The following is a 25522-nucleotide window of genomic DNA, read 5'->3' as shown; positions in this document are numbered from 1 at the left end:
CACTCCGCGTCAGACATGCGCGGCCTCCATGTCGTGGGCACCGCCCAGCATGAGGCCGATCTCCTCGACCGTCAGACCGCGGGCCGAGCGGGGCGGGGAGAGCGTCCCGCCGTTCAGCGCCGCGAAGCGGTCGGAGATTTCCATGAGTTCGTCGAGGTCCTGGCTGATCAGCACAACCGCCGTGCCGTTCGCCGCGAGGTCGAGCAGCGCCTGGCGGATCGCGGCGGCGGCGGAGGCGTCGACACCCCAGGTCGGTTGGTTCACCACCAGCACCTCGGGGCGCTGGAGGATCTCGCGGCCGATCACGAACTTCTGCAGGTTGCCGCCGGAGAGCGACATCGCGGTGTTCTCCGGTCCCGGCGTGCGGACGTCGAAGCGTTCGATCACCGATTGAGCGAACTTGCGGGACTTGCCCCAGTCGAAGAAGCCGTGGCGGGTCAGCCCTTCGCGCACCGTGCCCGTGAGGGCGGCGTTCTCGGTCAGGCTCATCTCGGGCGCGGCAGCGTGGCCGTTCCGTTCCTCCGGAGCGGCGAGCAAGCCAAGCGCCCGGCGCAGGTTCGGCCCCTCGGGCCCCACGTCCTTGCCCTCGAAGAGGATCATGCCCGGCTTCACCCGCATCTCGCCCGAAAGGGCGGCGAGCAGTTCGTCCTGTCCGTTCCCCGCGACGCCGCCGATACCGAGGACCTCGCCCCGGCGTACCTCGAGCGAGATGTCTTTCAATGCGGTGCCGAAGGCGCGGGGCGAGGGGGCGGAGAGCGCCTCGATCCGCAGAAGGATCTCGCCCGCCTCCGAGGTCTCGCGCTCGGGCACGTGGAGTGTGCCGCCGACCATAAGTTCGGCCATCTCCCGCGCCGAGGTTTCGCGCGGGTCGCAGGTGCCGACGTTGCGCCCCAGCCTCAGGATCGTCGCCGTCTCGCAGAGCGCGCGGATCTCTTCGAGCTTGTGGCTGATGTAGAGGATCGCGGTGCCCTCGGCGCTGAGCTTTCGCAGGGTCTCGAAGAGGATCTTCACCTCCTGCGGGGTGAGCACCGAGGTCGGCTCGTCCATGATCAGCAGCTTGGGGTCCTGCAGCAGGCAACGGATGATCTCGACCCGCTGCCGCTCGCCCGCCGAGAGATCGCCCACCATTCGGAAGGGCTCGAGCGGCAGGCCGTAGGTCTCGGAGACCTCGCGGATGCGGCGCGCGAGGTCGCGGGTCTTCGGCGGGTCCTCCATGCCGAGCGCGATGTTCTCGGCCACCGTCAGCGCGTCGAAGAGCGAGAAGTGCTGGAAGACCATGGCGACGCCCGCCGCCCGCGCGGCCCGCGGTTCCGCCGGTTCGAAGGGCTTGCCGTTCAGGAGCATGCGGCCGCGATCGGGCTTCACCAGGCCGTAGATCGTCTTGACGAGTGTCGACTTGCCGGCGCCGTTCTCGCCCAGCAGGGCGTGGATCTCGCCCCGGCCGATGTCGAAGGAGACGTCCTCGTTCGCCACGACGCCGGGATAGGCCTTGGTCAGCCCCTCCAGTGCCAGCAGTGTCCCCGTCATCCGGTCCTGTCCCCCATCGCCCGGTCCGCCGACCGGAGTAGCGCGGCCGCGACCCCGACGGCAATGGCCTGCGGGTGCTTGCCGAGGGCAGGATCGCCTATCGGGCAGGCAATGCGCAAGATTTGAGCGTTCGGATGACCGAGTGCGGCAAGCCGTGACCGGAACCGGGCCCACTTCGTTGCCGACCCGATGAGCCCGGCGCTCGCGAAGCCGTGCGACAGCAGCGTATGGCAGAGCGCGAGGTCGATCTCGTGCGAGTAGGTCAGGATCAGGTGGTGCGCGTCGGGCGGCGCATGCCGGACGGCGGCGGAGGGATCGGCGGCGACGAGGCGGCTTTCGCCGTGCATCGTGTCGGGAAACCGGTCCGGGGCGGTGTCGATCCAGGTGATCGCGTAGTGCGGCAGGGGCGCCGTGGTCGCGACGATGGCGCGGCCGACGTGACCCGCGCCCCAGACCCAGAGCGGCGCGCGGGGGCCGTCCTCCAGGGTTTCGGCCGCCTCGAAGTCGAGCGTCACCGACCCGCCGCAGCACTGCCCGAGGGCAGGACCGAGGGGAAAGGTGCGCTCCGTCCGGGTGCGGCCTTCCGCGAGCATCCGGCGCGCCTCGGCCATGGCCTCCCACTCCAGCCGGCCGCCGCCGATGGTCCCCTCCGTCGCGTCGGCGGTCACGAGCATCTGCGCGCCCGCCTCGCGCGGGACCGACCCGGCGCTGCGCCGGACGGTGACGCGGATGCCGGTCACCCGCGGGCCCGCTTCACGGCGGCCAGCACGCGTTCGGCCGTCGCGGGCGTGTCGAGCGCGGGGTCGTTCGGACCGCAGGCGGCGCAGGCGTCCATCAGGGCGAGCCAGGCCGAGATCCCCAGCATCAGCGGCGGCTCTCCCACGGCCTTGGAGCGAAAGATCGTCTCGGCGAAGTTCTCACCGTCCCAGAGGTCGACGTTGAAGACCTTGGGCCGGTCGGAACAGGCGGGGATCTTGTAGGTCGAGGGCGCATGGGTCCGTAGGCGGCCGAGGTCGTCCCACACCAGCTCCTCGGTGGTCAGCCAGCCCGCACCCTGCACGAATCCGCCCTCGATCTGGCCGATGTCGAGCGCCGGGTTCAGCGAGGCGCCGCAGTCGTGCAGGATATCGGCCCGCAGGATCCGGTTCTCGCCGGTCAGCGTGTCGATCGCCACTTCGGTCACCGCGCAACCGTAGGCGAAGTAGAAGAAGGGCCGGCCCTGTCCGCGCTGCCGGTCCCAGGAAATGTCGGGCGTTCGGTAGTAGCCGGTGGCCGAGAGGCTCACCCGGTTCTCGTAGGCGATCTGCGCGGCGCGGGCGAAGCTCATGCGCTCTTCGCCCACTTTGACCTCGCCGTCCTCGAAGCGCACGCGCGCGGCATCGGTCTGGTGCAGCGCGGCGAGGCACTCCGCGATCCGGTCGCGGATCGTGTCGCAGGCGGCCTTCGTCGCCATCCCGTTGAGGTCGGACCCCGAGGAGGCGGCCGTCGCGGAGGTATTGGGCACCTTGCCGGTGTCCGTGGCGGTGATCTTGACCATCTCGAGCGGCACGCCGAAGCGCGATGCTGCGACCTGCGCGACCTTCTGGAACAGCCCCTGTCCCATCTCGGTGCCGCCGTGGTTCAGGTGGATCGAGCCGTCCTGGTAGACATGCACCAGCGCACCGGCCTGGTTGAGATGCGTGAGCGTGAAGGAGATCCCGAACTTCACCGGCGAATAGGCGATGCCCCGTTTCAGCACCGGGTTCTCGGCATTCCACTGCGCGATGCGCTGCTTGCGTCCGGCGTAGTCCGAGCTCTCCAGCAGCCGGTCGGTCATCTCGTGCAGGATGAAGTCGGTCACCTCCATCCCGTAGGGCGTCATGTTCTCTCCCCGCGCCTCGATGGCGTGGGAGCCGACAGGCCCCGAGGCGCCGCGCGATGCGACGTCGCCGCCCTCGTGGACGGCGCCTTCCTTCAGCGGCTCGGCGCCACTGCCGGCCGTGGCCGAGACCTCAGAGGCCGGGCGATAGAAGTTGCGACGGCGCACCTCCACCGGGTCGAGCCCCCGCTCGCGCGCCACCGCGTCCATCACGCGCTCCATGCCGACCATGCCCTGCGGTCCGCCGAAGCCACGGAAGGCGGTGGCGGACTGTGTGTTGGTCTTGAGCCGGTGCGATGTGATCCGCGCGGCGGGCAGGAGGTAGGCGTTGTCCGCGTGGAGCATCGCCCGGTCGGCGACCGGCAGGCTCAGGTCCTGCGCCCAGCCGCAGCGGGCGTACTGGGTGAACTCCACCGCATGCAGGCGGCCCTCGTCGTCGTAGCCCGCCTCCCAATCGATGCGGAAGTCGTGGCGCTTGCCGGTGACGATCATGTCGTCGTCGCGGTCGTAGCGCATCTTGCAGGGGCGGCCGGTCTTCTGCGCGGCGACGGCGCAGGCCACGGCGAGCGCGTTGCCCTGGCTTTCCTTGCCGCCGAAGCCGCCGCCCATCCGACGCGTCTCGACCCGGACGGCGTGCATGGGCAGGCCGAGGGCGTCGGCCACCTTGTGCTGGATTTCTGTCGGATGCTGGGTGGAGCTCTGCACCACCATGTCGCCCCCCTCCTGCGGCAGGGCGAGGGCAGCCTGGCCCTCGAGGTAGAAGTGCTCCTGCCCCCCGACCTCGAGCCGGCCCGAGAGCCGGTGCGGCGCGCCGGAGAAAGCCTCCTCGACATCGCCCTTGGACCAGACCACGGGGCCGCCCTCGAAGCGGCTGTCGGCCTCGAGCGCCTGCTCGATCGTCAGGATCGGGGTCTCTTCCTCGTAGGTCACCCGCCCCAGCTGGGCGGCGAACCGGGCGGCGAGATGTGTCTCGGCGACGACCAGGAAGACCGGCTGGCCCATGTAGTGGACCTCACCGTCCGCCAGAAGCGGCTCGTCGTGGACGGAGGGCGAGACGTCGTTGGCGTGGGTGAGGTCGTCGGCAGTCAGAACCGCCAACACTCCGGGCGCCTCGCTGACCGAGGTCAGGTCGACGCCGGTGATCCGACCCCGCGCGCAGGTCGAGAGGCCGAAACAGAGGTGCAGGCAGTCGCCCGGCACCGGAACGTCGTCGACGTAGCGCGCCTGTCCCGTGACGTGGAGCGGCGCGGCGTCGTGGGGGAGGGGCTTCTGCACGGTCATGGCGCGACCTCCAGGACCGAAACGGGTCGTCCCGACATCTCGTGGAAGTAGCGCATCAGCAGGCCCTGCGCGGACTCGAGCCGGTAGCCCGCCGAGGCGCGCATGTCAGACAGCGGCGTGAAATCCTCCGCCAGCAGGCGGGCGGCCTGGGCGACCGTCGCCTCCGTCCAGTCTGCGCCCTGCAGCGCGGCTTCGGCATTGGCGGCGCGCTTGGGCACGCCCGCCATGCCGCCGAAGGCGATCCGCGCCTCGGCGACGCGGCCATCCTCGACCCGGACGTTGAAGCAGCCGCAGACGGCGGAGATGTCCTGGTCGAAGCGCTTGGAGATCTTGTAGCTGCGCAGCGGCTCGGCCCCGAGCGGGACGGTCACCGCCTCGACGAATTCGCCGGGCTGGCGGTCCTGCTTGCCGTAGTCGAGGAAGAACTCCTCGATCGGCAGGTCCCGCCGGTCGTCACCCCGCCGCAGGTGCAGTGTCGCCCCGAGGGCGATCAGCGCGGGCGGGTTGTCCCCGATGGGCGAGCCGTTGGCGATATTGCCGCCGATGGTCGCGGCGTTGCGGACCTGGTCCGATCCGTAGCGCCGGATCATTTCGGCGTAGGAGGGGTAGGGACCCTTCATCGCCTGCCAGACGTCCGACATGTTGACCGCCGCACCGATGCGGAGGGCGCCGTCGCGCTCTTCTATCGTGGTGAGGTCCTCGCAGCGGTTGAGGAAGGCCACCTCCCCAAGGTCGCGGAACTGCTTGGTGACCCAGAGCCCCACGTCCGTCGCACCGGCGATCAGCGTGGCCTCGGGATGGTCGAGGTACCAGTCTGCCAGCTCGTCCGCGGTCTTGGGCGCGAAGGGCGCGGAGCCGCCGGCCTCCGGCGCATCCTCCACCAGGGCGGCATCGGCGCGCATCCAGTCCGGGATGGGCTGGTTCGCCGCATCCTCGGCGGCGCGGACGATGGGCGCGTAGCCGGTGCAGCGGCAGAGGTTGCCGGCCACCACGTCGTCATGGTCGGTTCGCCCGTGCAGGTGGCCGACCGCCATCGACACGATGAAGCCCGGTGTGCAGAAGCCGCACTGGCTGCCGTGGCGGGCGATCATCGCCTCCTGCACCGGGTGCAGGCTCCCGTCGGCCCCGGCGACGCCTTCGACGGTGCGCACCGCCTTGCCCTGGAGCTGCGGCAGGAAGAGGATGCAGGCGTTGAGCGCCCGCGCCCCTGCTGCATCGGTGACCATCACCGTGCAGGCGCCGCAGTCGCCTTCGTTGCAGCCCTCCTTGGTGCCGCGCAACCCGCGCGTCTCGCGCAGCCAGTCGAGCAGCGTCCGCGTCGGAGGCGCCTCCGCGGTCACCGGCGTTCCGTTGAGCCAGAAAGATACGGTCATTCGATGACCCTGCCGCCTTACCCGTTCCTGGGGTCACCGGCGCGCGGTCGATGCGGCGTAGAGCGCGCGCCCCCTGAATCCGGTCGATGAAACCGGGGCGCAGCGCCTTTTGCAAGCCCGCCGGAACGTCACAGGGTCGCGGCGAGCCGTCCCAGTTGCTCGGCCACCGTGCCCCAGCCCTCTTCGAAGCCCATCTCGCGGTGTTTTTGGGCGCTGTCAGCATCGGCGTGGCGCGCGACGACGCGGTACTCGCAGCCCTCCGGGATGGCGGTGAAGGTGATGTCGGCGCTGAAGAAGCCGTCCGCCTTGGGGCGGAACTCCGGGCCGAGGGCGTCGGTCCAGGCGAAGCGCCGGCCCGGTTCGGCGATCAGGACGCAACCCGGGGGACCGTCCATGCGGCCGTGTTCCTCGAATTCCATCACCACGCGGAAGGCGCCGCCCGGGCGGGGATCGACCTGCGCCTCGGGGCAAGTACCAGGGGCGGGGGCGAAGAACTGCTTGATGAGCTCGGGCTCGGTCCAGCAGCGGTAGACGTTCTCCGGGGTCGCCGGGAGGTGGCGTACCAGAACGAGGTCGTTCGGGGCGATGTCTTCGTCAGTCACTTGTGTGGTCCTTCCTTTGGACTGCCTGAGCATAGTGGGAATCTGGCGGTTTCACGCGGCGACTTCGGAGCCGACGAGGCGGGCGAGATTCGCCAGCGCCCCCTCCCAGCCTTCCTGGTAGCCGGCCGCCGTCTCGGGCCCCGAGAGGCTGGCGACCTGCAGGGTGACGGTCAGTTCCGTGCCTGTTCCGGTCGCTTCGAGATCCGTCGTCACCAGCGAGACGGACAGCATCTCACCGCCCACCGTCAGGGTTTCGGTGAGGACCATGCGGGTGTCCGGCTCGATCGCGTGGAACTGGGCAACGACGTCGAACTCCGGATTGTCCTTGGGGCCGCAGCGCGCAACCTCACTGCCACCGGGCCGGATGTCGGCCTCGTCGATCTCGATTACCACGTCGTCGGAGGGTGCGCCCCAGATGGCCCGCGCCTCCGGGTTCGTGAGCAGGACGAAGAGCCGCCCGGGCGGGCAGGGATACTCACGGCTTAGCGTGAGCGTGGCGAAGTCCGTCATTGCCGTGATCCTTTTTCCATTTCGCGCACCAGCGCATCGAGCCTGTCGAGGCGGCCCTCCCAGAGGCGGCGCTGCCTGGAGAGCCAGTCCTCGGCCTCGGCCATGGGCGCCGCTTCGATATGAACGGTCCGCACCCGCCCGGCCTTTTCCGAACGGACGAGGCCCGCGGCCTCCAGCACCTTGAGGTGCTTCAGGAAGGTCGGCAGCGCCATGTCGTGCGCGGAGTGCAGGTCGCTGACCGCCTGCGGGCCGCTCGCCACAAGGCGCTCGACCACCGCGCGTCGGGTGGGGTCGCTGAGGGCAGAGAAGAAACTGTCGAGTTGGTTAGCCATAAGGCTAGGTATCACACCGCGACCACGCTGGCGAGAAAAAAGTTAGCCAATCGGCTAATCATGGCTTATCCACAAGCGAGGCGACTGGCCCCGCCGCCGCCCACAAGATAGGGTGGTGCCATGACCAGCGCGCCCCGATTCATCCATCTCCGCACCCACACCGAATACTCGCTCCTCGAAGGGGCCGTGCCGGTGAAGAAGCTGCCCGGTCTCGCCGCCGCGCAGGGCATGCCGGCGGTCGCGGTGACCGACAGCATGAACATGTTCTGCGCGCTGGAATTCTCGGAGTACGCGGTCAAGGAGGGCGTTCAGCCCATCGTCGGCTGCCAGGTCGACGTCTCCTATCGCGAGGTCGAGCCCGGCAAATGCGCCGAGGCGCCCGCGCCGGTCGTGCTGCTGGCGCAGTCCGAGCAGGGCTACATGAACCTCATGAAGCTCAACTCCTGCGCCTACCTCGAAGGGCGCGGAGACTGGCCGCAGGTTCTGCTCGAGGAGCTGGAGATCCACTCCGAGGGGCTCATCTGCCTCACCGGCGGGCCCGACGGTCCGGTCGGCCGGCTGCTGCGCGTCGGTCAGCGGCCCGCGGCTCAGGCGCTGATGGAGCGGCTGGCGGCGATCTACGGCGACCGGCTCTACGTCGAGCTGCAGCGGCATCCCGGCGATGACGGCCTGCCGGAGGCGGAGCGCCTGTCGGAGCCCGGCCACGTCGAGATGGCCTACGCCATGGGCCTGCCGCTGGTGGCCACCAACGACGTCTACTTCCCCAAGACGGATCTCTACGAGGCGCACGACGCGCTGATCTGCATCGCCGAGGGGGCCTACGTCGACCAGCAGGAGCCGCGCCGGAGGCTGACGCCGCAGCACTACTTCAAGTCGCCGCAGGAGATGGCGACGCTCTTCGCCGACCTGCCCGAGGCGCTGGAGACCACGGTGGAGATCGCGAAGCGCTGCGCCTTCAAGGCCTACAAGCGCGACCCGATCCTGCCGCGCTTCGCCGATGACGAGGTGGACGAGCTGCGGCGCCAGGCGAACGAGGGCCTTCAGGCGCGGCTCGCGGTCATCCCCCATGCGGCGAGCGTGGAGGAGTACCAGAAGCGGCTGGATTTCGAACTCGACATCATCGAGTCCATGGGGTTCCCGGGCTACTTCCTGATCGTCGCCGACTTCATCAAGTGGGCCAAGGAGCACGACATCCCGGTCGGTCCCGGCCGTGGTTCGGGCGCGGGCTCTCTCGTGGCCTACGCGCTCACGATCACCGACCTCGACCCGTTGCGCTACGCGCTGCTCTTCGAGCGCTTCCTCAACCCCGAGCGGGTGTCGATGCCGGACTTCGACATCGACTTCTGCATGGATCGCCGCGAAGAGGTGATCCACTACGTCCAGGAGAAATACGGCCGCGACAAGGTGGGGCAGATCATCACCTTCGGCGCGCTGCTGTCCAAGGCCGCCGTCCGCGACGTCGGCCGGGTCCTGCAACTGCCTTACGGCCAGGTCGACAAGCTCTCCAAGATGATCCCCGTGGAAGGGGTTAAGCCGGTCTCGATCGAGAAGGCGCTCGCGGACGAGCCGCGCCTGCGCGAGGCCGCGAAGGCCGAGGAGGTGGTCGACCGGCTGCTGACCTACGGCCAGCAGATCGAGGGGCTGCTGCGAAACGCCTCGACCCACGCCGCGGGCGTGGTGATCGGCGACCGCCCGCTCGACGAACTGGTGCCGCTCTACCAGGACCCTCGCTCGGAGATGCCGGCGACACAGTTCAACATGAAGTGGGTCGAGCAGGCGGGCCTCGTGAAGTTCGACTTCCTCGGGCTCAAGACCCTGACGGTCATCCAGAACGCCGTGGATCTGATCCTGAAGTCCGGGCGCAACCTGCACGAAGCGGCGGACGGCAACCGGCTCTACGATCCGACGCCGGGCGGCGAGAACCAGATGAACCTGATCCCGCTGGATGACGGGAAGACCTACGACCTCTACGCATCCGCCAAGACCGTCGCCGTCTTCCAGGTGGAAAGCTCGGGCATGATGGACGCGCTGCGGCGTATGAAGCCGACCTGTATCGAGGACATCGTCGCGCTCGTCGCGCTCTACCGGCCCGGCCCGATGGAGAACATCCCGAAGTACTGCGAGGTCAAGAACGGCATCTCGGCGCGGGACAAGCTGCACCCCTCGGTCGATCACATCCTGGACGAGACGCAGGGCATCATCGTCTACCAGGAGCAGGTGATGCAGATCGCCCAGGAGATGGCGGGCTACAGCCTCGGCGGCGCCGACCTGCTGCGCCGCGCGATGGGCAAGAAGATCCAGGAGGCGATGGACGCCGAGCGGCCGAAGTTCATCGAAGGCGCGAAGAAGAACGGCGTCGACGACAAGAAGGCGCTCGAGGTCTGGAACCTGCTCGACAAGTTCGCCAACTACGGCTTCAACAAGTCGCACGCGGCGGCCTACGCGGTGGTCAGCTACCAGACGGCCTGGCTCAAGGCGAACCACCCGGTCGAGTTCATGGCCGGCGTCATGAACTGCGATATCCATCTCACCGACAAGCTCGGCGTCTACTTCCAGGAGGTGAAGAAGGGGCTCGGCCTGCCCTGGGAGCCGCCCTGCGTGAACCGCTCGGACGCGGTCTTCGACGTACAGGAGGGCAAGCTGATCTACGCCCTCGGCGCGCTCAAGAACGTGGGCACCGATGCCATGCGGCTGATCGTCGAGGCGCGGAACGGCAAGCCCTTTTCCAACGTCTACGACTTCGCCCGCCGGGTGGACCTCAAGCGGGTCGGCAAGCGCAGCCTCGAGATGCTGGCGCGGGCCGGGGCCTTCGACGAGCTCGACCCCAACCGCCGCCGCATCTTCGAGAGCCTCGACGCGCTCACCGCCTATTCCGCGGCGATCCACGAGCAGCGCGAGAGCAACCAGTCCTCGCTCTTCGGCGACGCAGGCGACGACCTGCCGGAGCCGCGTCTCTCGCGCGAGCCCGACTGGCTGCCGGCGGAGCGGCTGTCGGAAGAGTTCAAGGCGGTGGGCTTCTATCTCTCCGGCCACCCGCTCGACGACTACATCGGCCCGCTGCGGCGCAAGCAGGTCCTGACCTTCGACGAGGTCATGGCCAAGGCCGAGCAGGGGGCGGCGATCGTGAAGATGGCCGGCACCGTCGCCTCCCGGCAGGAGAGGAAGTCGGCGCGGGGCAACCGTTTCGCCTTCGTGCAGCTCTCGGACCCAACGGGGCAGTACGAGGTCACGATGTTCTCCGACACGTTGGAGGCCGCGCGGGATCACCTCGAGAGCGGCAGCCAGGTCGTGCTGCAGGTCGAGGCGACGATGGAGAGCGACCAGCTCAAGCTGCTGGCGCGGTCGGTCTCGCCGATCGACGTGGCGGTGGCCGACGCGGGGTCGCTGGGCCTCAAGGTCTACGTCGACGGGGCGGAGGCGGTGCCGGCGGTGGCGCAGGTTCTCAAGGGGGCCGAGGGCGGCCGGGGCGGTCGCGGTCCGATCTACTTCTGCCTGATGGACGACGGGCTGCCGGGAGAGGTGGAGCTCGATCTCGGGGCGGAATTCCCGGTCACGCCGCAGATCAAGGGCGCGCTCCGCTCCCTGCCGGGTGTGCTGGAAGTGCAGGACATGTGAGGGCGTCCAAATTTGGACGCCTCCTATTCGCATTGATAATCAGCGACTTGCCGAAAGTTGCGCACTCCGGCGCCGAGGCCCGGCCACGGGGGCGGTGACCGTTTACGCGTTGCGGCAGATTCGCTACACAAAAGACAAAAGAGCGGGCGGGATCTCGGTATGAAACGTATTGCCTTGTTGGCGGCCGGACTTCTTCTGGCCGGGTGCGGAGACCCGTTCGGCGGGATGAACCGGCTCAGCGAGACCGGCATCGGCGGCAACCCTTCCGCCTCCGTCGCCGCGAGCGGCGAGGGAGAGTTGCTCTCCGAGGCGGCCGCCAACCCTTCCGACCTGGAACAGAGAGCCGCGGCCGAGGCGGCCAGCCGCAGCGCCGACCGTCCGCCGCGCGGGCTCTTCGCGATGCTGGGCCTGGGGAACGGCGGGGGCGCGACGCCCGCCGCGGCGCCCGCGCCCGGCGGGGGCCTCTTCGGCGGCGGGTCTTCGTCCGGACCGGATGCCCAGGACGTGCCGCCCGGAACCGTCATTCCCTACGGCCGGATCGCTCGGGTCTGCGACCTTCCGCGGCGCCGGCTGGGGCAGCGGGTGCTGCAGGAATCGGGCTTCACCGTCTACGACTCGATCCCCAACTCGACCGCCCCGCGGCCGCACTACATCACCGGCTTCTCGGACGGCTGCCCGCGCACTATAACCGGGGCGCTCGTGCTGGCGGGGGACGTCGGGACCCACGAGACGGTCCGCTACCAGCCCTCGAACAGCGGGATCCGCTATACAGAGACCGACGAGGCCTACGAACAGATCAAGTCGCGGATCTGCGGCGCCCGGCGCGGCACGCCCTGCGGCAACCGGATCGACCGGCTGGCGCGGAACACGGTCTTCCTGACGGTCTACGAGAGGTTCGGCGGCGGCGACCGCTGGGTCGAGGTGCTGCTGCACGACCGCGGCGTCTCGGCGATCGACTTCAAGGAATAGCGCGACTCACCAGTGCGGCGGCTTCTGGTCGGCGAGGGGGATCGAGTTCTCGCCTTCCGCCTCACGGTCGGCCTCGCGCTCCATCAGCAGGCCGACCCGGCGCGACAGGCGCTCGATCTGCTCGACGCGGCGGGCGAGTTCGTCAGAGAGGTCGGCGACCTCCCGCTCCAGATGGGCGATGCGTTCTTCGAGTGCCTCGGACATGGGCCACCTCCTGACGCCGACCTAGCCGCGCCGACCCGTGCCGCCAAGCCCTCCGTTGCCCTCTCCGGACGCGCGCGATAGAGGAGCCACGCGAGCCGAGCCGAGGACACCACGCATGGCCAAGGACAAGAAACAGCCCCGCCCCAAGGCGGAGACGCCGAAGGGATTCCGCGACTATTTCGGCGCGGAAGTGACCGAGCGCGCGGAGATGCTGGGCAAGATCGCCGAGGTCTACCAGTCCTACGGATTCGACGCGCTGGAGAGTTCCGCCGTGGAGACCGTCGAGGCGCTGGGCAAGTTCCTCCCGGACGTCGACCGGCCGAACGAGGGCGTCTTCGCCTGGCAGGAAGAGGACGACGAGAAGTGGCTGGCGCTGCGCTACGACCTGACCGCGCCGCTGGCCCGGGTCTACGCTCAGCACCGGAATGATCTGCCGACCCCCTACCGCCGCTATGCCATGGGGCCGGTCTGGCGGAACGAGAAGCCGGGGCCGGGACGATTCCGCCAGTTCTACCAGTGCGATGCGGATACGGTCGGCGCGCCCAGCGTGGCTGCGGATGCCGAGGTCTGCGCGATGCTGGCCGAGGCGCTGGAGAAGGTGGGCATCCCGCGCGGGGATTACGTGATCCGGGTGAACAACCGGAAGGTTCTGAACGGGGTACTCGAGGCCATGGGCGTCGAGGACGAGGGCCGGAAGGCCGCCGTCCTCCGCACCATCGACAAGTTCGACAAGGTCGGCGAGAGCGGGGTCCGGGAGCTGCTCGGGAAGGGCCGCCTCGATGCCTCGGGAGCCTATATCGACGGTGTCGGACTTTCGGATGAACAGGCCGAGCCGGTCATCGCCTTTCTCACGTCGAAGGGAGAGACGGCCGGAAGCACGCTTGCCAACCTGCGCGCGGCCATCGGCGGCTCTGCTATGGGGGCCGAGGGTGTCGACGAACTCGAGACCATCTCGACCCTCCTCGAAGCGCAGGGCTACGGCCCCGACCGCATCGTCATCGATCCCTCCGTCGTCCGGGGTCTCGGCTATTACACCGGGCCCGTGTTCGAGGCCGAGCTGACCTTCGAGATCACCGACGAGAAGGGCCGGCCGCGGCAGTTCGGCTCGGTGGCTGGCGGCGGGCGCTACGACGACCTGGTGAAGCGCTTCACCGGGCAGGCGGTGCCCGCGACGGGCGTCTCCATCGGCGTGGATCGCCTTCTTGCCGCATTGCGCGCCAAGGGACGCGTGACCGGCGAGGCGCAGGGGCCGGTGGTCGTCACGGTCATGGACCGGGACCGGATGGCCGACTACCAGAAGATGGTCGCTGAGCTGCGGCAGGCGGGCATCCGGGCGGAGGTCTACCTCGGCAACCCGAAGAACTTCGGCAACCAGATGAAGTACGCGGACCGCCGGGGGTCCCCGGTCGCGGTCATCGAGGGAGCCGACGAGAAGGAGCGGGGCGTCGTCCAGATCAAGGACCTCGTGCTCGGCTCGAAGATCGCAGAGAGCGCGACGCTGGAGGAGTGGAAGGACCGCCCCTCGCAGTACGAGGTGCCGCGCGGCGAGCTCGTCGCCCGCGTCCGCGAGATCCTGGACGGCACGGCGTGATCGGCTCGGAGACCAAGCGCGCGGCCCGGGAGCGGGCCGCCCGGCTGGTCTCGCTCTTCGAGAGCGGGGGGGCGCAGGCCGTCGAGGCCTCCATGCTCCAGCCGGCCGAGACGCTGCTCGACCTCTACGGCGAGGATATCCGGGCGCGGACTTTCGTGACCTCGGACCCGATCCGGGGCGAGATGATGCTGCGGCCGGACTTCACCGTTCCGGTCGTGCAGATGCACATGGCCGGCGGCGCCGATCCCGCGCGCTACACCTACGCCGGCGAGGTCTTCCGGCGGCAGGAGGTCGATCCGGACCGGGCGGTCGAATACCTGCAGGTCGGGCTGGAGCTCTTCGGCTCCGACGATCCCGCGCAGGCGGATGCCGAGGTCTTCGCCGCCATCGCCGAGGCGCTCGCGCCGCTGAAACTCCGCGCTTCGACCGGGGACATCGGCATCCTGGTGGCCGCGGTGCAGGGGCTCGATACCTCCGAGGCGCGAAAGGCGGCGCTGCTCCGGCATGTCTGGCGGCCGCGGCGGTTCCGTCAGCTGCTCGAGCGGTTCGGAGGCCGGCAGTCGCCGCCGGCGCAGCGGGTGGCGCTGCTCAACGATCCCTCGCCTCTCGCCGACGCGGGGCCGCTGGTGGGCCTGCGGAGCGAGGACGAGATCGAGGCGCGGATCGCGCGGCTGCGGGACGACGCGGCCACGCCGCCCCTGGCCGAGACGCAGATCGCGTTGATCGACGCCATCCTCGCGCTGAAGGAGACCGCGCCCAACGTGCTCGTCGCCCTGCGCGACATCTCCGCCGATCTGCCGGCCATCGGGCCCGCGGTCGACCGGCTCTCGGCCCGGCTGGAGGCGCTGGCGGCGCGGGGGATCGAGGTCGAGGACCTGGCCTTCGAGGGCAGCTTCGGGCGGACCTCGATGGAATACTACGACGGCTTCGTCTTCGGCTTCTCGTTCGAGGGTCGGCCGGACCTGCCGCCGGTGGCGACGGGCGGGCGCTACGACGCGCTGACCCGCGTGCTGGGCGGCGGGCACGGCATTCCCGCCGTGGGCGGTGTGATCCGGCCCGAGGTGCTTCTGGCGGGCGAGGAGGCTCCGGCATGACCCTGCGGCTCGGGATCCCGTCCAAGGGGCGGCTGATGGACAAGACCGTCGACTGGTTCGGCGCGCGGGGCGTGACCCTGCGCCGCTCGGAGAGCGAGCGGGAGTACGCGGGGACCGTCGAGGGGATCGAGGGCGTCGAGATGGTGCTGCTCTCGGCCAGCGAGATGCCGCGCGAGCTCTCGGCCGGGCGGATCCACCTGGGCGTCACCGGGTCGGACATGGTGCGCGAGCGGCTCGCGAACTGGGACCAGCAGGTGCGGGAGATCGCGCCGATGGGCTTTGGCGGGGCGGACCTGGTGATCGCGGTGCCGCAGGCCTGGGTCGACGTGGACACTCTCGACGACCTCGACGCGGTGGCGGCGCAGTTCCGGGCCGCGCACGGCCACCGGCTGCGCATCGCGACCAAGTACCACCGCCTGGTGCGCGAGTTCCTGCGCGAGCATGGCGTGGCGGACTACGCGCTGATCGACAGCCAGGGTGCGACGGAAGGCACGGTGAAGAACGAGACCGCCGAGGCGGTGGCCGACATCACCTCCACCGGCGAGACCCTGCGGGCGAATTTCCTCAAGGTGCTCACTGACGGGCTGATCCACTCCAGCCAGGCGACGCTCTTCAAGTCGCGGGCCGCCGAGTGGGGCGACGCGGAGCGTGAGGCCATGCGCGAGCTCGAAGCGCGGGTCGAGCGCTGAACTGGCGCTCCTCCGCCCGACGGGCGGCGTCGCTCGGCTCGGAGACCCGGCTCAGAGCACCCCGATTTCGGCCAGTTCTGCGGCGAGCTTCGGCGGCAGGGCGTCCTCCGCCTGGCGGCCCTCCGGCAGGTCGCGGGGCGCATCCTCCGGCTTGAGGTAGCGCCAGCCCTGGAACGGGCGGCGCGGGGTCGCGGTGACGCGGACGAGCGCGGGATCGAGGACGATGGCGCAGCGCCGGATGCCGTCGCCGCCGTCGTGTTCGTCCAGCCGCAGGATGCGCTGGCGGGCGAGGATGACGCCGCGGATCACCCAGTAGAGGCTTCCGCCGTCGAGGATCTCCTCCTCCCGTTTCGGCCACATGCGGGTGACGTGGCGGGGCAGGCCGTCGGAGGTCTGCGCGCGGCGGGTCTTCTGCCAGGCGGCTAGGTCCTCGACGCTCTCTGTGCCGACGGAAAGTTTCTGTAGGTTGAGCTTCGCCATTTACCTGCCCCCAAGTCTTGTAGGAGAAGGCTAGGTCTCACCAGCCGATTCTGCTAGATTGCCTGCCTCACGATTCCGAATAGGACCGCGCCCATGAGCTCCTTCGCCGCGCCCATCGCCGAACAGATCTGGGATATGAAGTACCGCCTGAAAGAGGCCGACGGCACCGCGCTCGACGCGACGGTCGAGGACAGCTGGCGCCGGATCGCCCGCTCGCTCGCCGCCGTCGAGGACGACGCCGAGGGCTGGGAGGCCCGGTTCTACGAGGCGCTCTCGGATTTCCGCTTCCTGCCCGCGGGGCGGATCCTCGCCGGGGCCGGGACCGAGCGGTCGGTGACGCTCTTCAACTGCTTCGTCATGGGCACGATCCCCGACACGATGGCGGGCATCTTCGACATGCTGAAGGAGGCCGCGCTGACCATGCAGCAGGGCGGTGGCATCGGCTACGACTTCTCGACCATCCGGCCCAAGGGCGCGGCGGTGCAGGGGGTCGCGGCGGATGCTTCGGGCCCGCTGTCCTTCATGGACGTCTGGGACGCCATGTGCCGGACAATCATGTCCGCGGGCTCGCGCCGCGGGGCGATGATGGCCACCATGCGCTGCGATCACCCCGACGTGGAGCAGTTCATCGCCGCCAAGTCCGACCCGGCGCGGCTGCGCATGTTCAACATGTCGGTGCTGGTGACAGACGATTTTATGGAGGCGGTGAAGGCGGACGGCCCCTGGGATCTCGTCTTCGGCGGCGAGACCTTCAAGACGGTCCGCGCGCGCGACCTCTGGGACCGGATCATGAAGTCGACCTACGACTACGCCGAGCCGGGCGTGATCTTCATCGACCGCATCAACCAGATGAACAACCTCGCCTACTGCGAGGAGATCGCGGCGACCAACCCCTGCGGCGAGCAGCCGCTGCCGCCCTACGGCGCCTGCCTGCTGGGATCGGTGAACCTTGCCCGGCTGGTGGCCGAGCCCTTCACCGAGGGCGCGGCGCTGGACGAGGCGGCGCTCGACGAGCTCGTCGGGACCGCCGTGCGGATGATGGACAACGTGGTCGACGCCTCGCGCTTCCCGCTGCCGCAGCAGGCCGAGGAGGCGCGCAACAAGCGGCGCATCGGTCTGGGGGTGACCGGCCTTGCCGACGCGCTGCTGATGGTCGGTCTGCGCTACGGGACCGAGGAGGCGGCCGAGCAGACCGAGGCCTGGATGAAGAGGATCGCGCGGGCGGCCTACCTGACCTCCGCCGGACTGGCCGAGGAAAAGGGCGCCTTCCCCCTCTTCGACGCGGAGAAGTACCTCGCCTCCGGGACGATGCAGCTGATGGACGAGGACGTGCGCGCGGCGGTGGCCGACAAGGGTATCCGCAACGCGCTGCTCACCTCCATCGCGCCGACGGGGACGATCTCGCTCTACGCGGGGAACGTCTCATCGGGGATCGAGCCGGTCTTCGCTTATGCCTATACGCGCAAGGTGCTGCAGAAGGACGGCTCGCGCACCGAGGAGGAGGTGGTCGACTACGCCGTGAACCTCTGGCGCGAGGTGCATGGCGAGGCCGAGCTGCCGGGGCACTTCGTCAACGCGCAGGAGCTGCAGCCGCAAGAGCATGTGCGGATGCAGGCGGCGGCGCAGAAGTGGGTCGATTCCTCGATCTCCAAGACGATCAACGTGCCCGAGGACATCGGCTTCGAGGCCTTCAAGGATGTCTACATGCAGGCCTACGAGACGGGCTGCAAAGGCTGCACGACCTATAGGCCGAACGACGTCACGGGGTCGGTGCTCTCGGTCGCCTCCGAGGCGAAGGACACGACCCCCTCCGAGACGCCGGCGCTGGTTCATGACAGCGGAGACGGCGGGGCGGAGGTCGTCTACATGTCGGAGCCGCTCGACCGTCCCGCCGCGCTCGAGGGACAGACCTACAAGGTGAAGTGGCCGGGCTCGGAGCACGCGCTCTACATCACGCTCAACGACATCATCATGAACGGCCAGCGCCGGCCCTTCGAGATCTTCATCAACTCCAAGAACATGGAGCACTTCGCCTGGACGGTGGCGCTGACGCGGATGATTTCGGCCGTGTTCCGGCGGGGCGGGGACGTTTCCTTTGTCGTCGAAGAGCTCAAGGCGGTCTTCGATCCACGCGGCGGCGCCTGGGTGCAGGGCAAGTACATTCCCTCGATCCTGGCGGCCATCGGCGGCGTCATCGAGCAGCACCTGATCGCGATCGGCTTCCTCGCTGGCGAGGGCATGGGCCTCAAGTCCGACCCGCAGGCCGAGGTGGCCGTGGTGGGCGGCCGCCCGCAGGGCTCCTGCTCGTCCTGCGGAAGCTACGACGTGCGGATGGTCGAGGGCTGCATGACCTGCGGCAACTGCGGGTATTCCAAGTGCGGATGAAGGGGCTCTTCGACCTGCAGGTGCCCGCGATGCGGCCGCTCTGGCTGCGCGTGACGATCGTCCTGGCGACGCTGGCCTGGACGGGGATGGAGATCGTCAACGGCGCCTGGGGCTGGGCCGCTCTTTTCGGGGCGGCGGGGCTGTGGTGCGTCTGGCAGTTCTTCGTCACCTGGGACGAGGAGAAGGTCGCCGCGAAGGAAGACCGCTAGTCGGTCTTCGGTGCGTGGTCGGCGGCGGTGGCGCCCCGGCTTCCCGCGGGGCGGGCCTCTCCGACGGTCGAGTCCTGGGCTGTCTGGCGCTCCGCCTCGGCGTTGATCTCCGCGCCGACGAGAATCGCGTAGGCCGAGATCCAGAGCCACATGAGCAGGACGATCATGCCGGCCATGGCGCCGAAGCTCTCCTGGTAGCTGGCGAAGTTCTCCGCGTAGATCGCGAAGCCGGCCGAGGCCGCGATCCAGAGGATCGTGGCGAGAACGGCGCCGGGGGTCAGCCATCGCCATTGAGGCGCGTCGCGGTCGGGGCCGTAGCGGTACAGGATGCCGATCCCGACCACGGTCATGGCCAGCAGGACGACCCAGCGGGCCGCGGCCACCAGGAACTCCGTGACCGGGCCGAGCGTCAGCAGGCTGAGCAGGCTGGGCACGAGGATCGTCGCGGCAAGGCCGGCCACGATGCCGATGACCAGGACGACGGTGAGGACGAGCGTCAGGGCCGTGCGCTTGACGAAGCCCCGCTCGTCCTGCTCATCGTAGGCGACGCAGAGACCCTCCATGAGACTGGAGACGCCCTTGGAGGCGGAGTAGAGGGCGAGCCCGAGCCCCACGACCGCGGCGAGCCCGAGGCCCGCCTGATCGGAGCCCGCGACCTCCTGCGCCTGTCCGAGGATGATCTCGGAGGCGCCTTGGGGCACGAAGGCGGAGATGCGGTCGAGCTGCTCTGTGACCTGCGAGGGCTCCAGCACGAGCCCGGCGATGGCCATGAGCGCGGTGATCGCGGGGAAGAGTGCGAGCAGACCGAAAAAGGCGATACCAGCGGCGATGAGCGCGACGTGGTCCCTGCCGATATCGGCCCAGACACGCTTGCCGATCTCCATCCAGGCCGCGCGGGGCAGGCCTCTGGGAGTCGGGGCGGTTTCGCCGGGTCTGTCGGTCATCGGTCGGGCTCCTGCGGTTTCCGAACCGAACGAGCCCGCGCCGCGACTGTTCCCGATGCCCTAGACGGCGAGGGCGTCCTTCACCTCGAAGTAGGGGCAGTCCACCCGTACGCCGTTTTCATACTGGCGGCGGTCCTTCGGCTCGGCGCAGTCCGGCCGGGCCTTGGGGCAGCGGGTACGGAAGACGCAGCCCGAGGGCGGGTTGAGCGGCGACGGCAGCTCGCCTTCCAGCACCGGACGCGGGCGGGCCTTCTCCAGCACCGGGTCCGGGATCGGGACCGAGGAGATGAGCGCCTGCGTGTAGGGGTGACGCGGCTTGGTGGTCACCTCGTGGGTGGGTCCGGCCTCCATGATCCGTCCGAGGTACATCACGACGATCTCGTCGGAGATGTGCTTCACCACGGAGAGGTCGTGGGCGATGAAGATCATCGACAGGCCCATGTCCCGCTGCAGCTCCTTGAGCAGGTTCACCACCTGAGCCTGCACCGAGACGTCGAGGGCGGAGACGGGCTCGTCGCAGATCAGCAGCTTGGGCCGCATGATCAGCGCGCGCGCAATGCCGATGCGCTGGCACTGGCCGCCGGAGAACTCGTGCGGGTAGCGGTTCACGAGGTTGGGCAGCAGGCCCACGCGCTCCATGATCTCGCCCACGCGCTTCTTCACCTCGGCGCGCTTCATCTCCGGGTAGTGGGTCGTCAGCGGTTCGGCCACGATGTCGCCCACCGTCATGCGCGGGTTGAGCGCGGCGAGCGGGTCCTGGAAGACCATCTGCGCATCGCGCCGGTGTCGGCGGCGGTCGCCCACGCTCATGGATGCGAGATCGGTGCCTTCGAAGAGGATCTGCCCGCTGGTGGCGGGTACGGTGCCCACGATGGCGCGGGCCACGGTGGACTTGCCAGAGCCGCTCTCGCCCACGAGGCCGACGGTCTGGCCCTGCTCGAGGTCGAAGGAGAGGCCGCCCACGGCCTGAAGCTTCATCGGCGGAGTCCAGGGCCAGGCGCCGCGTTTCGGCACGTCGAAGGTGACGCGCAGGTCCTTGACGGAGAGAATGGACATCAGGAGGTCACCTCCGGAACGGGTGCGTGGCAGGAGCGCCAGCGCGCCGGCTCGAACTCCTCCAGCGGCGGCTTGATGGTCGGGCACTCGTCGCGCCGGTAGGGGCAGCGCGGGGTGAAGGGGCAGCCCTGAGGCAGGCGCGACATGTCCGGCGGCTCGCCGGAGATCGTCAGCAGCTCGTCGTCTTCCTTGTCGAGGCGCGGCACGGCCGCGAGCAGGCCCTTGGTGTAGGGATGGGTCGGCTTGGCGAAGAGCGCCTCGGTCGAGGCCTGCTCCATGATCTGGCCGCCGTACATCACCATGGTCCGGTCGCAGGCATCCGCGACGATGCCCAGGTCGTGGGTGATGAGAATGATGGCCGTCCCGAACTCCTCGCGGATGTCGGCCAGCAGTTGCAGGATCTGCGCCTGCACGGTCACGTCGAGCGCCGTCGTCGGCTCGTCGGCGATCAGAAGCCGCGGGCGGCAGAGCAGGGCCATGGCGATCATGATCCGCTGGCGCATGCCGCCGGAGAACTCGTGCGGATACATTCCGATCCGCGAGCGGGCGTCGGGAATTTTCACCGCGTCGAGCATCTTCGCGGATTCCTCGATGGCCTGCTTCTTGGACATGCCCTCGTGCAGCTGGAGCACCTCGGCCATCTGGTCGGAGACCTTCAGATAGGGGTTCAGCGAGGTCATCGGGTCCTGGAAGATCATCCCGATCTCGCGCGACCGCACCTTGTTGAGCTGGCGGGGAGAGAGCTTCAGCAAGTCGGTCCCGTCGAACCGCACGGAGCCTGCGGCCCGGCCGTTGCGGGCGAGCAGGCCCATGATCGCGAAGGCGGTTTGCGACTTGCCGGAGCCGCTTTCCCCCACGATGGCGAGGGTTTCCTGCCGGTCGACGGAGAAATTCACGCCATTGACGGCATTTACCTCGCCGTCCCCGGTGGTGAAGCTCACCGAGAGGTCTTCGATCTCGAGAAGGGGCATTCAGTGCGGTCCTTGAGTCCAGAGGTCTCAGCGATCCTTGGGATCGAGCGCGTCGCGCAGCCCGTCGCCGACGAAGAAGAAGGCGAAGAGCGTGATGAGGAAGAAGAAGAGCGGATAGGCCAGCATCCAGAGGGTGCCGTTGTTCATCTGCTGCGTGCCCTGCCGGATCAGCGCCCCGAGCGAGGTCGAGGGCTCCTGAACGCCGAGGCCGAGGTAGGAGATGAAGCTTTCGAAGATGATCATCTGCGGGACCAGGAGCGTCGCGTAGACGATCACGATGCCCAGCAGGTTCGGAACGATGTGGCGCAGGATGATCGTGAGGGGGCGCACGCCGGTGGCGATGGCCGCCTCGACGAATTCCTTGTTCTTGATCGAGAGCGTCTGCCCCCGGGCGATCCGGCTCATGTCGAGCCAGGCGATGAGGCCGATGCCGAGGAAGAGCATGAAGATCGACTGGCCGAAGATCACCAGCATCAGGATCAGCACGAACATGAAGGGGATCGACATCAGCACGTCGACCAGCCGCATCATCACGTCGTCGGTCTTGCCGCCGAGGTACCCGGCGATGGCACCATAGAGCGTGCCCACGACCACGGCGACGAGCGCGCCGACCACCCCAACCATGAGCGAGACGCGGGTGCCCTGGACAACGCGGGCGTAGAGGTCGCGGCCCTCGAAATCGACGCCGAAGTAGTGGCCGGTCTCGATGGAGGGGGAGCCGTTTACGGCCATCGCGCCCATCAGCGAGAAGTCGACGGTCTGCGGCTCGTACTGCGAGATGAGCCCGCCGAAGATGGCGAAAGCCGTCACGAAGAACAGCACGATGAGACCGACGACCGCGGCCTTGTTCTTGAAGAACCGGTCACGGGCGTCGGCCCAGAGCGAGCGGCCCTTGACCTGCTCGTTCACGGGCTCCTGCACCTCGTCGAGGATGTCGGCGTCGGGATTGGCGTGTTTGGCCATCTCCGTCCCCTTCTCAGTAGCGGATTTTCGGGTCGAGCCAGGCGTAGAGGATATCGACCAGAAGGTTGAAGGTGATGGTCAGCATGCCCACGAGGACGGTGATCCCCATGATGACCGAGTAGTCGCGGTTGAAGGCCGAGTTCACGAAGAACTGCCCGATGCCGCCCGTGGAGAAGGCGATGTCGATGACGACAGAGCCGGTGATCATGCCGACGAATGCGGGCCCCATGTAGGAGATGACGGGCAGCAGCGTCGGCTTGATCGCGTGCCGCATCACCACGCGGTGCATCGGCAGGCCCTTGGCCCGGGCCGTGCGGATAAAGTTGGAGTTCATCACCTCGAGCATGGAAGACCGGGTGATCCGGGCGATCGAGGCCATGTAGGAGGTCGAGAGCGCGATGACCGGCATGACGACGTATTCCCAGTCGCCGCCGTACCAGCCGCCGCCCGGCAGCCAGCCCAGCCATAGGGTGAAGATCAGCACCAGGATCGGCGCCATGACGAAGTTCGGCAGCGCCTGTGCGCCGATGGTCACGCCGACGGCGAAGTAGTCGAGGACCGAGTTGTGCCGCAGCGCCGCGGCGATGCCGAGCGAGACGCCGACGACCACCGCCGCAAGCGCCGACCAGGCGCCGTAGGTGAGCGTGACGGGGAAGCCCTGGGCGATCACGTCGTTCACCGTGCGGTCGGTGTACTGGAACGAGGGCCCGAAATCGAAACGGGTGACGACGCCCCAGACGTAATCGGCCATCTGCACGATCACCGGCCGGTCGAGACCGTATTTCGCCTCGATGTTGGCCATGACCTGCGCGGGCAGGGGGCGTTCGGAATTGAAGGGGCCGCCGGGCGCCGAGTACATCAGCGCGAAGCTGATCGCGACGAGGATGAGGATCGTCGGGATCGCGACGGCGAGACGACGGATAATGTAGACGTACATGGGCTAGACCCGCTCCACGCTCTGGAAATAGAGCGCCCGCGCCCCCTCGACAGGGGACGCGGGCCACTGGGTGTCGGTTCTTACTCCAGTTCGCTCTCGGCGACGAAGTAGAGATCCTTGGAGTACCAGTTCTGCTGGACGTTCTCGACCGGCCAGGACGGGATGAGTTGCTCGTCCATCATGTAGTTGCCGGCGTAGAAGTAGATCGGGATGATCGGCAGCTCTTCGGCCACGATCTGCTCGACCTGCTCATAGAGCTCGTTCGGGTTCTCGGCCGTCTTCGCCTCGGCGAGGAGCTGGTCGACTTCCGCGTTCGAGTACTTGGCGTCGTTGTAGCCCGAGTCGGTCTGCAGCAGGTCGAGGAAGGTCGAGGCCTCGTTGTAGTCGCCGCACCAGGCGCCGCGGGCCAGCTCGAAGTCGCCGCTGTCGCGGGCCTCGAGGAAGGTCTGCCACTCCTGGTTCGCCAGGTTCACCTCGACGGGGAGCTTTTGCGCCCACATCTGGCTCATTGCGACGGCGATGGAGCGGTGCGCCTCCGAGGTGTTGTACTTCATCTCGAAGGTGAGCGGATCGTCCTCGGTGTAGCCGGCTTCCTCGAGAAGCTGGGCCGCCTGCTCGTCACGCTCGGCCTGGGTCATGGAGGCCATCTCGGTCTCCGGCGGCTCGAAGTTCGCGGTCGCGGCCGGGGTGAAGGTGTAGGCCGGGGTCTGACCGCCCGCCAGCACGTTCTCCACGATCACGTTGCGATCCACGGCGAGGGCCAGGGCACGGCGCACGTTGACGTCCTGGAACGCCTCGGGGCCGTTATCGCGCAGGTTGAAGGTGTAGTAGTAGTTGCAGAGGCGCGGGAAGCTGACCGTCTGCTCCGGGTACTCTTCCGACAGGCGCGGGAACTGGCCGGCCGGCACTTCGGTCCGGTCGAGCTCGCCGGCGAGGAAACGGGTCAGCGCCTGGTTCTCGTCGTTGATGACGAGCGCGGTGACTTCCTCGATCACGGTCTGGTCGGCGTTCCAGTAGCTGTCCGACTTGGTGCGCACGGAGCGCTCCTGCGGGACGTGCTCGGAAAGGACGTAGGCGCCGTTGGAGACGATGTTCTCCGGGCGGGTCCAGGCGTCGCCATGCTCTTCCACGACGGCTTGCGGCACCGGGAAGGTGGTCGCATGCGTCAGCATCTGCGGGAAGTAGGGGAGCGGCTCGGTGAGACGCACCTCGAGGGTGTAGTCGTCGATGGCCTCGACGCCCAGGTCCTCGAGCGGAGCGTCGCCGGCGATGACGGCGTCGACGTTCTCGAGGCTGAGGAGGCTCATGTACCAGGCGTAGGGAGAGGCGAGCTCGGGGCTCGCGGCGCGGCGCCAGGCGTAGACGAAGTCGTTGGCGGTGACCGGCTCACCGTTCGACCAGACCGCGTCCTCGCGGAGGTTGAAGGTGTAGGTCAGGCCGTCCTCGGAAACGGTGTGGTCGAGCGCGACGCCGGGCAGCAGCGTCGAGCCGTCCTTGCTGTCGTTGTAGAGACCCTCGAAGAGGTCACGGACGATCTCGGAGCCCGAGACGTCTTCGACGATGCCCGGATCGACGGAGGAATGCTCGTCGAGGACGCGGTAGACGAAGGTCTGCTCGTCGGCGAGCTCGACGCCTTCCGGCACGGTCATGGTGTGGCTCTCGGCGAAGGCGGCCCCGGTGCTCAGCACCAGCGCGGCCGTCGAGGCCTTCAGTAGAGTTGTCATCTTCATGGAGGGTCTCCCTTGTGGCTGTTCTTTGTCGAACATGTCCGGTTCGCCCGCGCGCGGCACGCGGCGGTTGAATGTCCCGAGTGTTCTGACACTTCTCCCGAAGATCAAGTGTGGCGGTTCGGTGACCCGGCGTGACTTCAATAACCCGGGGAAATCGTGATGAAAGCTGCGTTCCGGCCCGCGACGTGCGCAAGAATTTAAG

General features: G+C 68.5%; 22 protein-coding genes. 7 read left to right on the top strand and 15 right to left on the bottom strand.

Features of this window, described 5'->3' with window-relative positions:
- Positions 1 to 9 precede the first annotated feature (9 nt).
- From F3S47_RS04095 to F3S47_RS04065, 7 genes are all read right to left on the bottom strand, one after another.
- Positions 10 to 1527, bottom strand: a complete 1518-nt coding sequence (locus F3S47_RS04095) for an ABC transporter ATP-binding protein (protein ID WP_150443918.1) — start codon at positions 1525 to 1527, stop codon at positions 10 to 12.
- On the bottom strand, positions 1524 to 2267 hold the full coding sequence (xdhC, locus tag F3S47_RS04090) for a xanthine dehydrogenase accessory protein XdhC (RefSeq protein WP_150443917.1): 744 nt from the start codon (positions 2265 to 2267) through the stop codon (positions 1524 to 1526). The genes F3S47_RS04095 and xdhC overlap by 4 nt, the downstream gene beginning before the upstream one ends.
- Positions 2264 to 4666 (bottom strand): xanthine dehydrogenase molybdopterin binding subunit, encoded by a 2403-nt coding sequence (gene xdhB / locus F3S47_RS04085; protein ID WP_150443916.1) that lies wholly within the window; start codon positions 4664 to 4666, stop codon positions 2264 to 2266. Before xdhB ends, xdhC begins: the two co-directional genes overlap by 4 nt.
- The gene (gene xdhA / locus F3S47_RS04080; RefSeq protein ID WP_150443915.1) at positions 4663 to 6039 is read right to left on the bottom strand and encodes a xanthine dehydrogenase small subunit; all 1377 of its coding nucleotides are present in this window, start codon (positions 6037 to 6039) and stop codon (positions 4663 to 4665) included. The genes xdhB and xdhA overlap by 4 nt, the downstream gene beginning before the upstream one ends.
- Positions 6040 to 6167: 128 nt before the next feature.
- On the bottom strand, positions 6168 to 6641 hold the full coding sequence (locus F3S47_RS04075; RefSeq protein ID WP_191090070.1) for an SRPBCC family protein: 474 nt from the start codon (positions 6639 to 6641) through the stop codon (positions 6168 to 6170).
- A gap of 51 nt (positions 6642 to 6692) precedes the next feature.
- Entirely contained in the window at positions 6693 to 7151 is a 459-nt protein-coding gene (locus F3S47_RS04070; protein ID WP_150443913.1) for an SRPBCC family protein, read from the bottom strand.
- Entirely contained in the window at positions 7148 to 7483 is a 336-nt protein-coding gene (locus F3S47_RS04065) for an ArsR/SmtB family transcription factor (RefSeq protein ID WP_150443912.1), read from the bottom strand. The genes F3S47_RS04070 and F3S47_RS04065 overlap by 4 nt, the downstream gene beginning before the upstream one ends.
- Positions 7484 to 7603: 120 nt before the next feature.
- On the opposite strand from F3S47_RS04065, the gene dnaE reads away from it, so the two are divergent.
- Positions 7604 to 11098 carry a DNA polymerase III subunit alpha gene (gene dnaE, locus F3S47_RS04060; protein ID WP_150443911.1) on the top strand — a complete coding sequence of 1165 codons (3495 nt, stop codon included), beginning with the start codon at positions 7604 to 7606 and terminating at the stop codon, positions 11096 to 11098.
- A 159-nt stretch (positions 11099 to 11257) separates the two neighbouring features.
- A complete protein-coding gene (locus F3S47_RS04055) occupies positions 11258 to 12067 on the top strand; it encodes a hypothetical protein (RefSeq protein ID WP_150443910.1) in 810 nt (269 codons plus the stop codon).
- Between the two features lie 6 nt (positions 12068 to 12073).
- Here the strand turns inward: F3S47_RS04055 and F3S47_RS04050 are convergent, their stop codons facing one another.
- The gene (locus F3S47_RS04050) at positions 12074 to 12271 is read right to left on the bottom strand and encodes a SlyX family protein (protein ID WP_150443909.1); all 198 of its coding nucleotides are present in this window, start codon (positions 12269 to 12271) and stop codon (positions 12074 to 12076) included.
- 115 nt (positions 12272 to 12386) lie between these two features.
- On the opposite strand from F3S47_RS04050, the gene hisS reads away from it, so the two are divergent.
- The 3 genes from hisS to hisG are packed head-to-tail and all read left to right on the top strand — an operon-like array spanning position 12387 to position 15645.
- Positions 12387 to 13862, top strand: a complete 1476-nt coding sequence (gene hisS, locus F3S47_RS04045; RefSeq protein WP_150443908.1) for a histidine--tRNA ligase — start codon at positions 12387 to 12389, stop codon at positions 13860 to 13862.
- A complete protein-coding gene (locus F3S47_RS04040; RefSeq protein ID WP_150443907.1) occupies positions 13859 to 14956 on the top strand; it encodes an ATP phosphoribosyltransferase regulatory subunit in 1098 nt (365 codons plus the stop codon). Before hisS ends, F3S47_RS04040 begins: the two co-directional genes overlap by 4 nt.
- Positions 14953 to 15645, top strand: coding sequence for an ATP phosphoribosyltransferase (gene hisG / locus F3S47_RS04035; protein WP_150443906.1), 693 nt, complete (start codon positions 14953 to 14955; stop codon positions 15643 to 15645). Before F3S47_RS04040 ends, hisG begins: the two co-directional genes overlap by 4 nt.
- Before the next feature lie 51 nt (positions 15646 to 15696).
- On the opposite strand, the gene F3S47_RS04030 is transcribed toward hisG, so the two are convergent.
- Positions 15697 to 16125, bottom strand: coding sequence for a DUF1489 family protein (locus F3S47_RS04030; protein WP_150443905.1), 429 nt, complete (start codon positions 16123 to 16125; stop codon positions 15697 to 15699).
- Between the two features lie 93 nt (positions 16126 to 16218).
- On the opposite strand from F3S47_RS04030, the gene F3S47_RS04025 reads away from it, so the two are divergent.
- Both F3S47_RS04025 and F3S47_RS04020 read left to right on the top strand, forming a co-directional pair.
- Positions 16219 to 18510, top strand: a complete 2292-nt coding sequence (locus F3S47_RS04025; RefSeq protein ID WP_150443904.1) for an adenosylcobalamin-dependent ribonucleoside-diphosphate reductase — start codon at positions 16219 to 16221, stop codon at positions 18508 to 18510.
- On the top strand, positions 18507 to 18719 hold the full coding sequence (locus F3S47_RS04020) for a hypothetical protein (RefSeq protein ID WP_150444216.1): 213 nt from the start codon (positions 18507 to 18509) through the stop codon (positions 18717 to 18719). The genes F3S47_RS04025 and F3S47_RS04020 overlap by 4 nt, the downstream gene beginning before the upstream one ends.
- On the opposite strand, the gene F3S47_RS04015 is transcribed toward F3S47_RS04020, so the two are convergent.
- The 6 genes from F3S47_RS04015 to F3S47_RS03990 form a co-directional block, all read right to left on the bottom strand.
- The gene (locus F3S47_RS04015; RefSeq protein ID WP_150443903.1) at positions 18716 to 19663 is read right to left on the bottom strand and encodes a YihY/virulence factor BrkB family protein; all 948 of its coding nucleotides are present in this window, start codon (positions 19661 to 19663) and stop codon (positions 18716 to 18718) included. The two genes, F3S47_RS04020 and F3S47_RS04015, sit on opposite strands and share 4 nt — an antisense overlap.
- A 60-nt stretch (positions 19664 to 19723) precedes the next feature.
- Complete coding sequence (locus F3S47_RS04010) at positions 19724 to 20719, bottom strand: oligopeptide/dipeptide ABC transporter ATP-binding protein (protein ID WP_191090069.1); 996 nt, start codon at positions 20717 to 20719, stop codon at positions 19724 to 19726.
- Positions 20719 to 21690, bottom strand: coding sequence for an oligopeptide/dipeptide ABC transporter ATP-binding protein (locus tag F3S47_RS04005; RefSeq protein WP_150443902.1), 972 nt, complete (start codon positions 21688 to 21690; stop codon positions 20719 to 20721). The genes F3S47_RS04010 and F3S47_RS04005 overlap by 1 nt, the downstream gene beginning before the upstream one ends.
- Before the next feature lie 27 nt (positions 21691 to 21717).
- Complete coding sequence (locus F3S47_RS04000; protein WP_150443901.1) at positions 21718 to 22653, bottom strand: ABC transporter permease subunit; 936 nt, start codon at positions 22651 to 22653, stop codon at positions 21718 to 21720.
- 13 nt (positions 22654 to 22666) lie between these two features.
- The gene (oppB, locus tag F3S47_RS03995) at positions 22667 to 23590 is read right to left on the bottom strand and encodes an oligopeptide ABC transporter permease OppB (protein WP_150443900.1); all 924 of its coding nucleotides are present in this window, start codon (positions 23588 to 23590) and stop codon (positions 22667 to 22669) included.
- A gap of 80 nt (positions 23591 to 23670) precedes the next feature.
- Complete coding sequence (locus F3S47_RS03990; protein WP_150443899.1) at positions 23671 to 25320, bottom strand: peptide ABC transporter substrate-binding protein; 1650 nt, start codon at positions 25318 to 25320, stop codon at positions 23671 to 23673.
- Positions 25321 to 25522 lie beyond the last annotated feature (202 nt).

The sequence above is a fragment of the Histidinibacterium aquaticum genome (assembly GCF_008710275.1).
Lineage (GTDB): Bacteria > Pseudomonadota > Alphaproteobacteria > Rhodobacterales > Rhodobacteraceae > Oceanicola > Oceanicola aquaticus.
This window is presented reverse-complemented; position numbering and strand designations above follow the sequence as displayed.

Bases quoted from the DNA above. Each gene is read 5' to 3' on its own strand.
- F3S47_RS04015 (WP_150443903.1), bottom strand. From the start codon at position 19,663: ATGACCGACAGACCCGGCGAAACCGCCCCGACTCCCAGAGGCCTGCCC.
- F3S47_RS04050 (WP_150443909.1), bottom strand. From the start codon at position 12,271: ATGTCCGAGGCACTCGAAGAACGCATCGCCCATCTGGAGCGGGAGGTC.
- xdhA (WP_150443915.1), bottom strand. From the start codon at position 6,039: ATGACCGTATCTTTCTGGCTCAACGGAACGCCGGTGACCGCGGAGGCG.
- F3S47_RS04065 (WP_150443912.1), bottom strand. From the start codon at position 7,483: ATGGCTAACCAACTCGACAGTTTCTTCTCTGCCCTCAGCGACCCCACC.
- F3S47_RS04020 (WP_150444216.1), top strand. From the start codon at position 18,507: ATGAAGGGGCTCTTCGACCTGCAGGTGCCCGCGATGCGGCCGCTCTGG.
- F3S47_RS04025 (WP_150443904.1), top strand. From the start codon at position 16,219: ATGAGCTCCTTCGCCGCGCCCATCGCCGAACAGATCTGGGATATGAAG.
- F3S47_RS03990 (WP_150443899.1), bottom strand. From the start codon at position 25,320: ATGAAGATGACAACTCTACTGAAGGCCTCGACGGCCGCGCTGGTGCTG.
- F3S47_RS04030 (WP_150443905.1), bottom strand. From the start codon at position 16,125: ATGGCGAAGCTCAACCTACAGAAACTTTCCGTCGGCACAGAGAGCGTC.
- xdhB (WP_150443916.1), bottom strand. From the start codon at position 4,666: ATGACCGTGCAGAAGCCCCTCCCCCACGACGCCGCGCCGCTCCACGTC.
- dnaE (WP_150443911.1), top strand. From the start codon at position 7,604: ATGACCAGCGCGCCCCGATTCATCCATCTCCGCACCCACACCGAATAC.
- F3S47_RS04055 (WP_150443910.1), top strand. From the start codon at position 11,258: ATGAAACGTATTGCCTTGTTGGCGGCCGGACTTCTTCTGGCCGGGTGC.
- F3S47_RS04070 (WP_150443913.1), bottom strand. From the start codon at position 7,151: ATGACGGACTTCGCCACGCTCACGCTAAGCCGTGAGTATCCCTGCCCG.
- F3S47_RS04005 (WP_150443902.1), bottom strand. From the start codon at position 21,690: ATGCCCCTTCTCGAGATCGAAGACCTCTCGGTGAGCTTCACCACCGGG.
- hisS (WP_150443908.1), top strand. From the start codon at position 12,387: ATGGCCAAGGACAAGAAACAGCCCCGCCCCAAGGCGGAGACGCCGAAG.
- F3S47_RS04010 (WP_191090069.1), bottom strand. From the start codon at position 20,719: ATGTCCATTCTCTCCGTCAAGGACCTGCGCGTCACCTTCGACGTGCCG.
- hisG (WP_150443906.1), top strand. From the start codon at position 14,953: ATGACCCTGCGGCTCGGGATCCCGTCCAAGGGGCGGCTGATGGACAAG.
- oppB (WP_150443900.1), bottom strand. From the start codon at position 23,590: ATGTACGTCTACATTATCCGTCGTCTCGCCGTCGCGATCCCGACGATC.
- F3S47_RS04095 (WP_150443918.1), bottom strand. From the start codon at position 1,527: ATGACGGGGACACTGCTGGCACTGGAGGGGCTGACCAAGGCCTATCCC.
- F3S47_RS04000 (WP_150443901.1), bottom strand. From the start codon at position 22,653: ATGGCCAAACACGCCAATCCCGACGCCGACATCCTCGACGAGGTGCAG.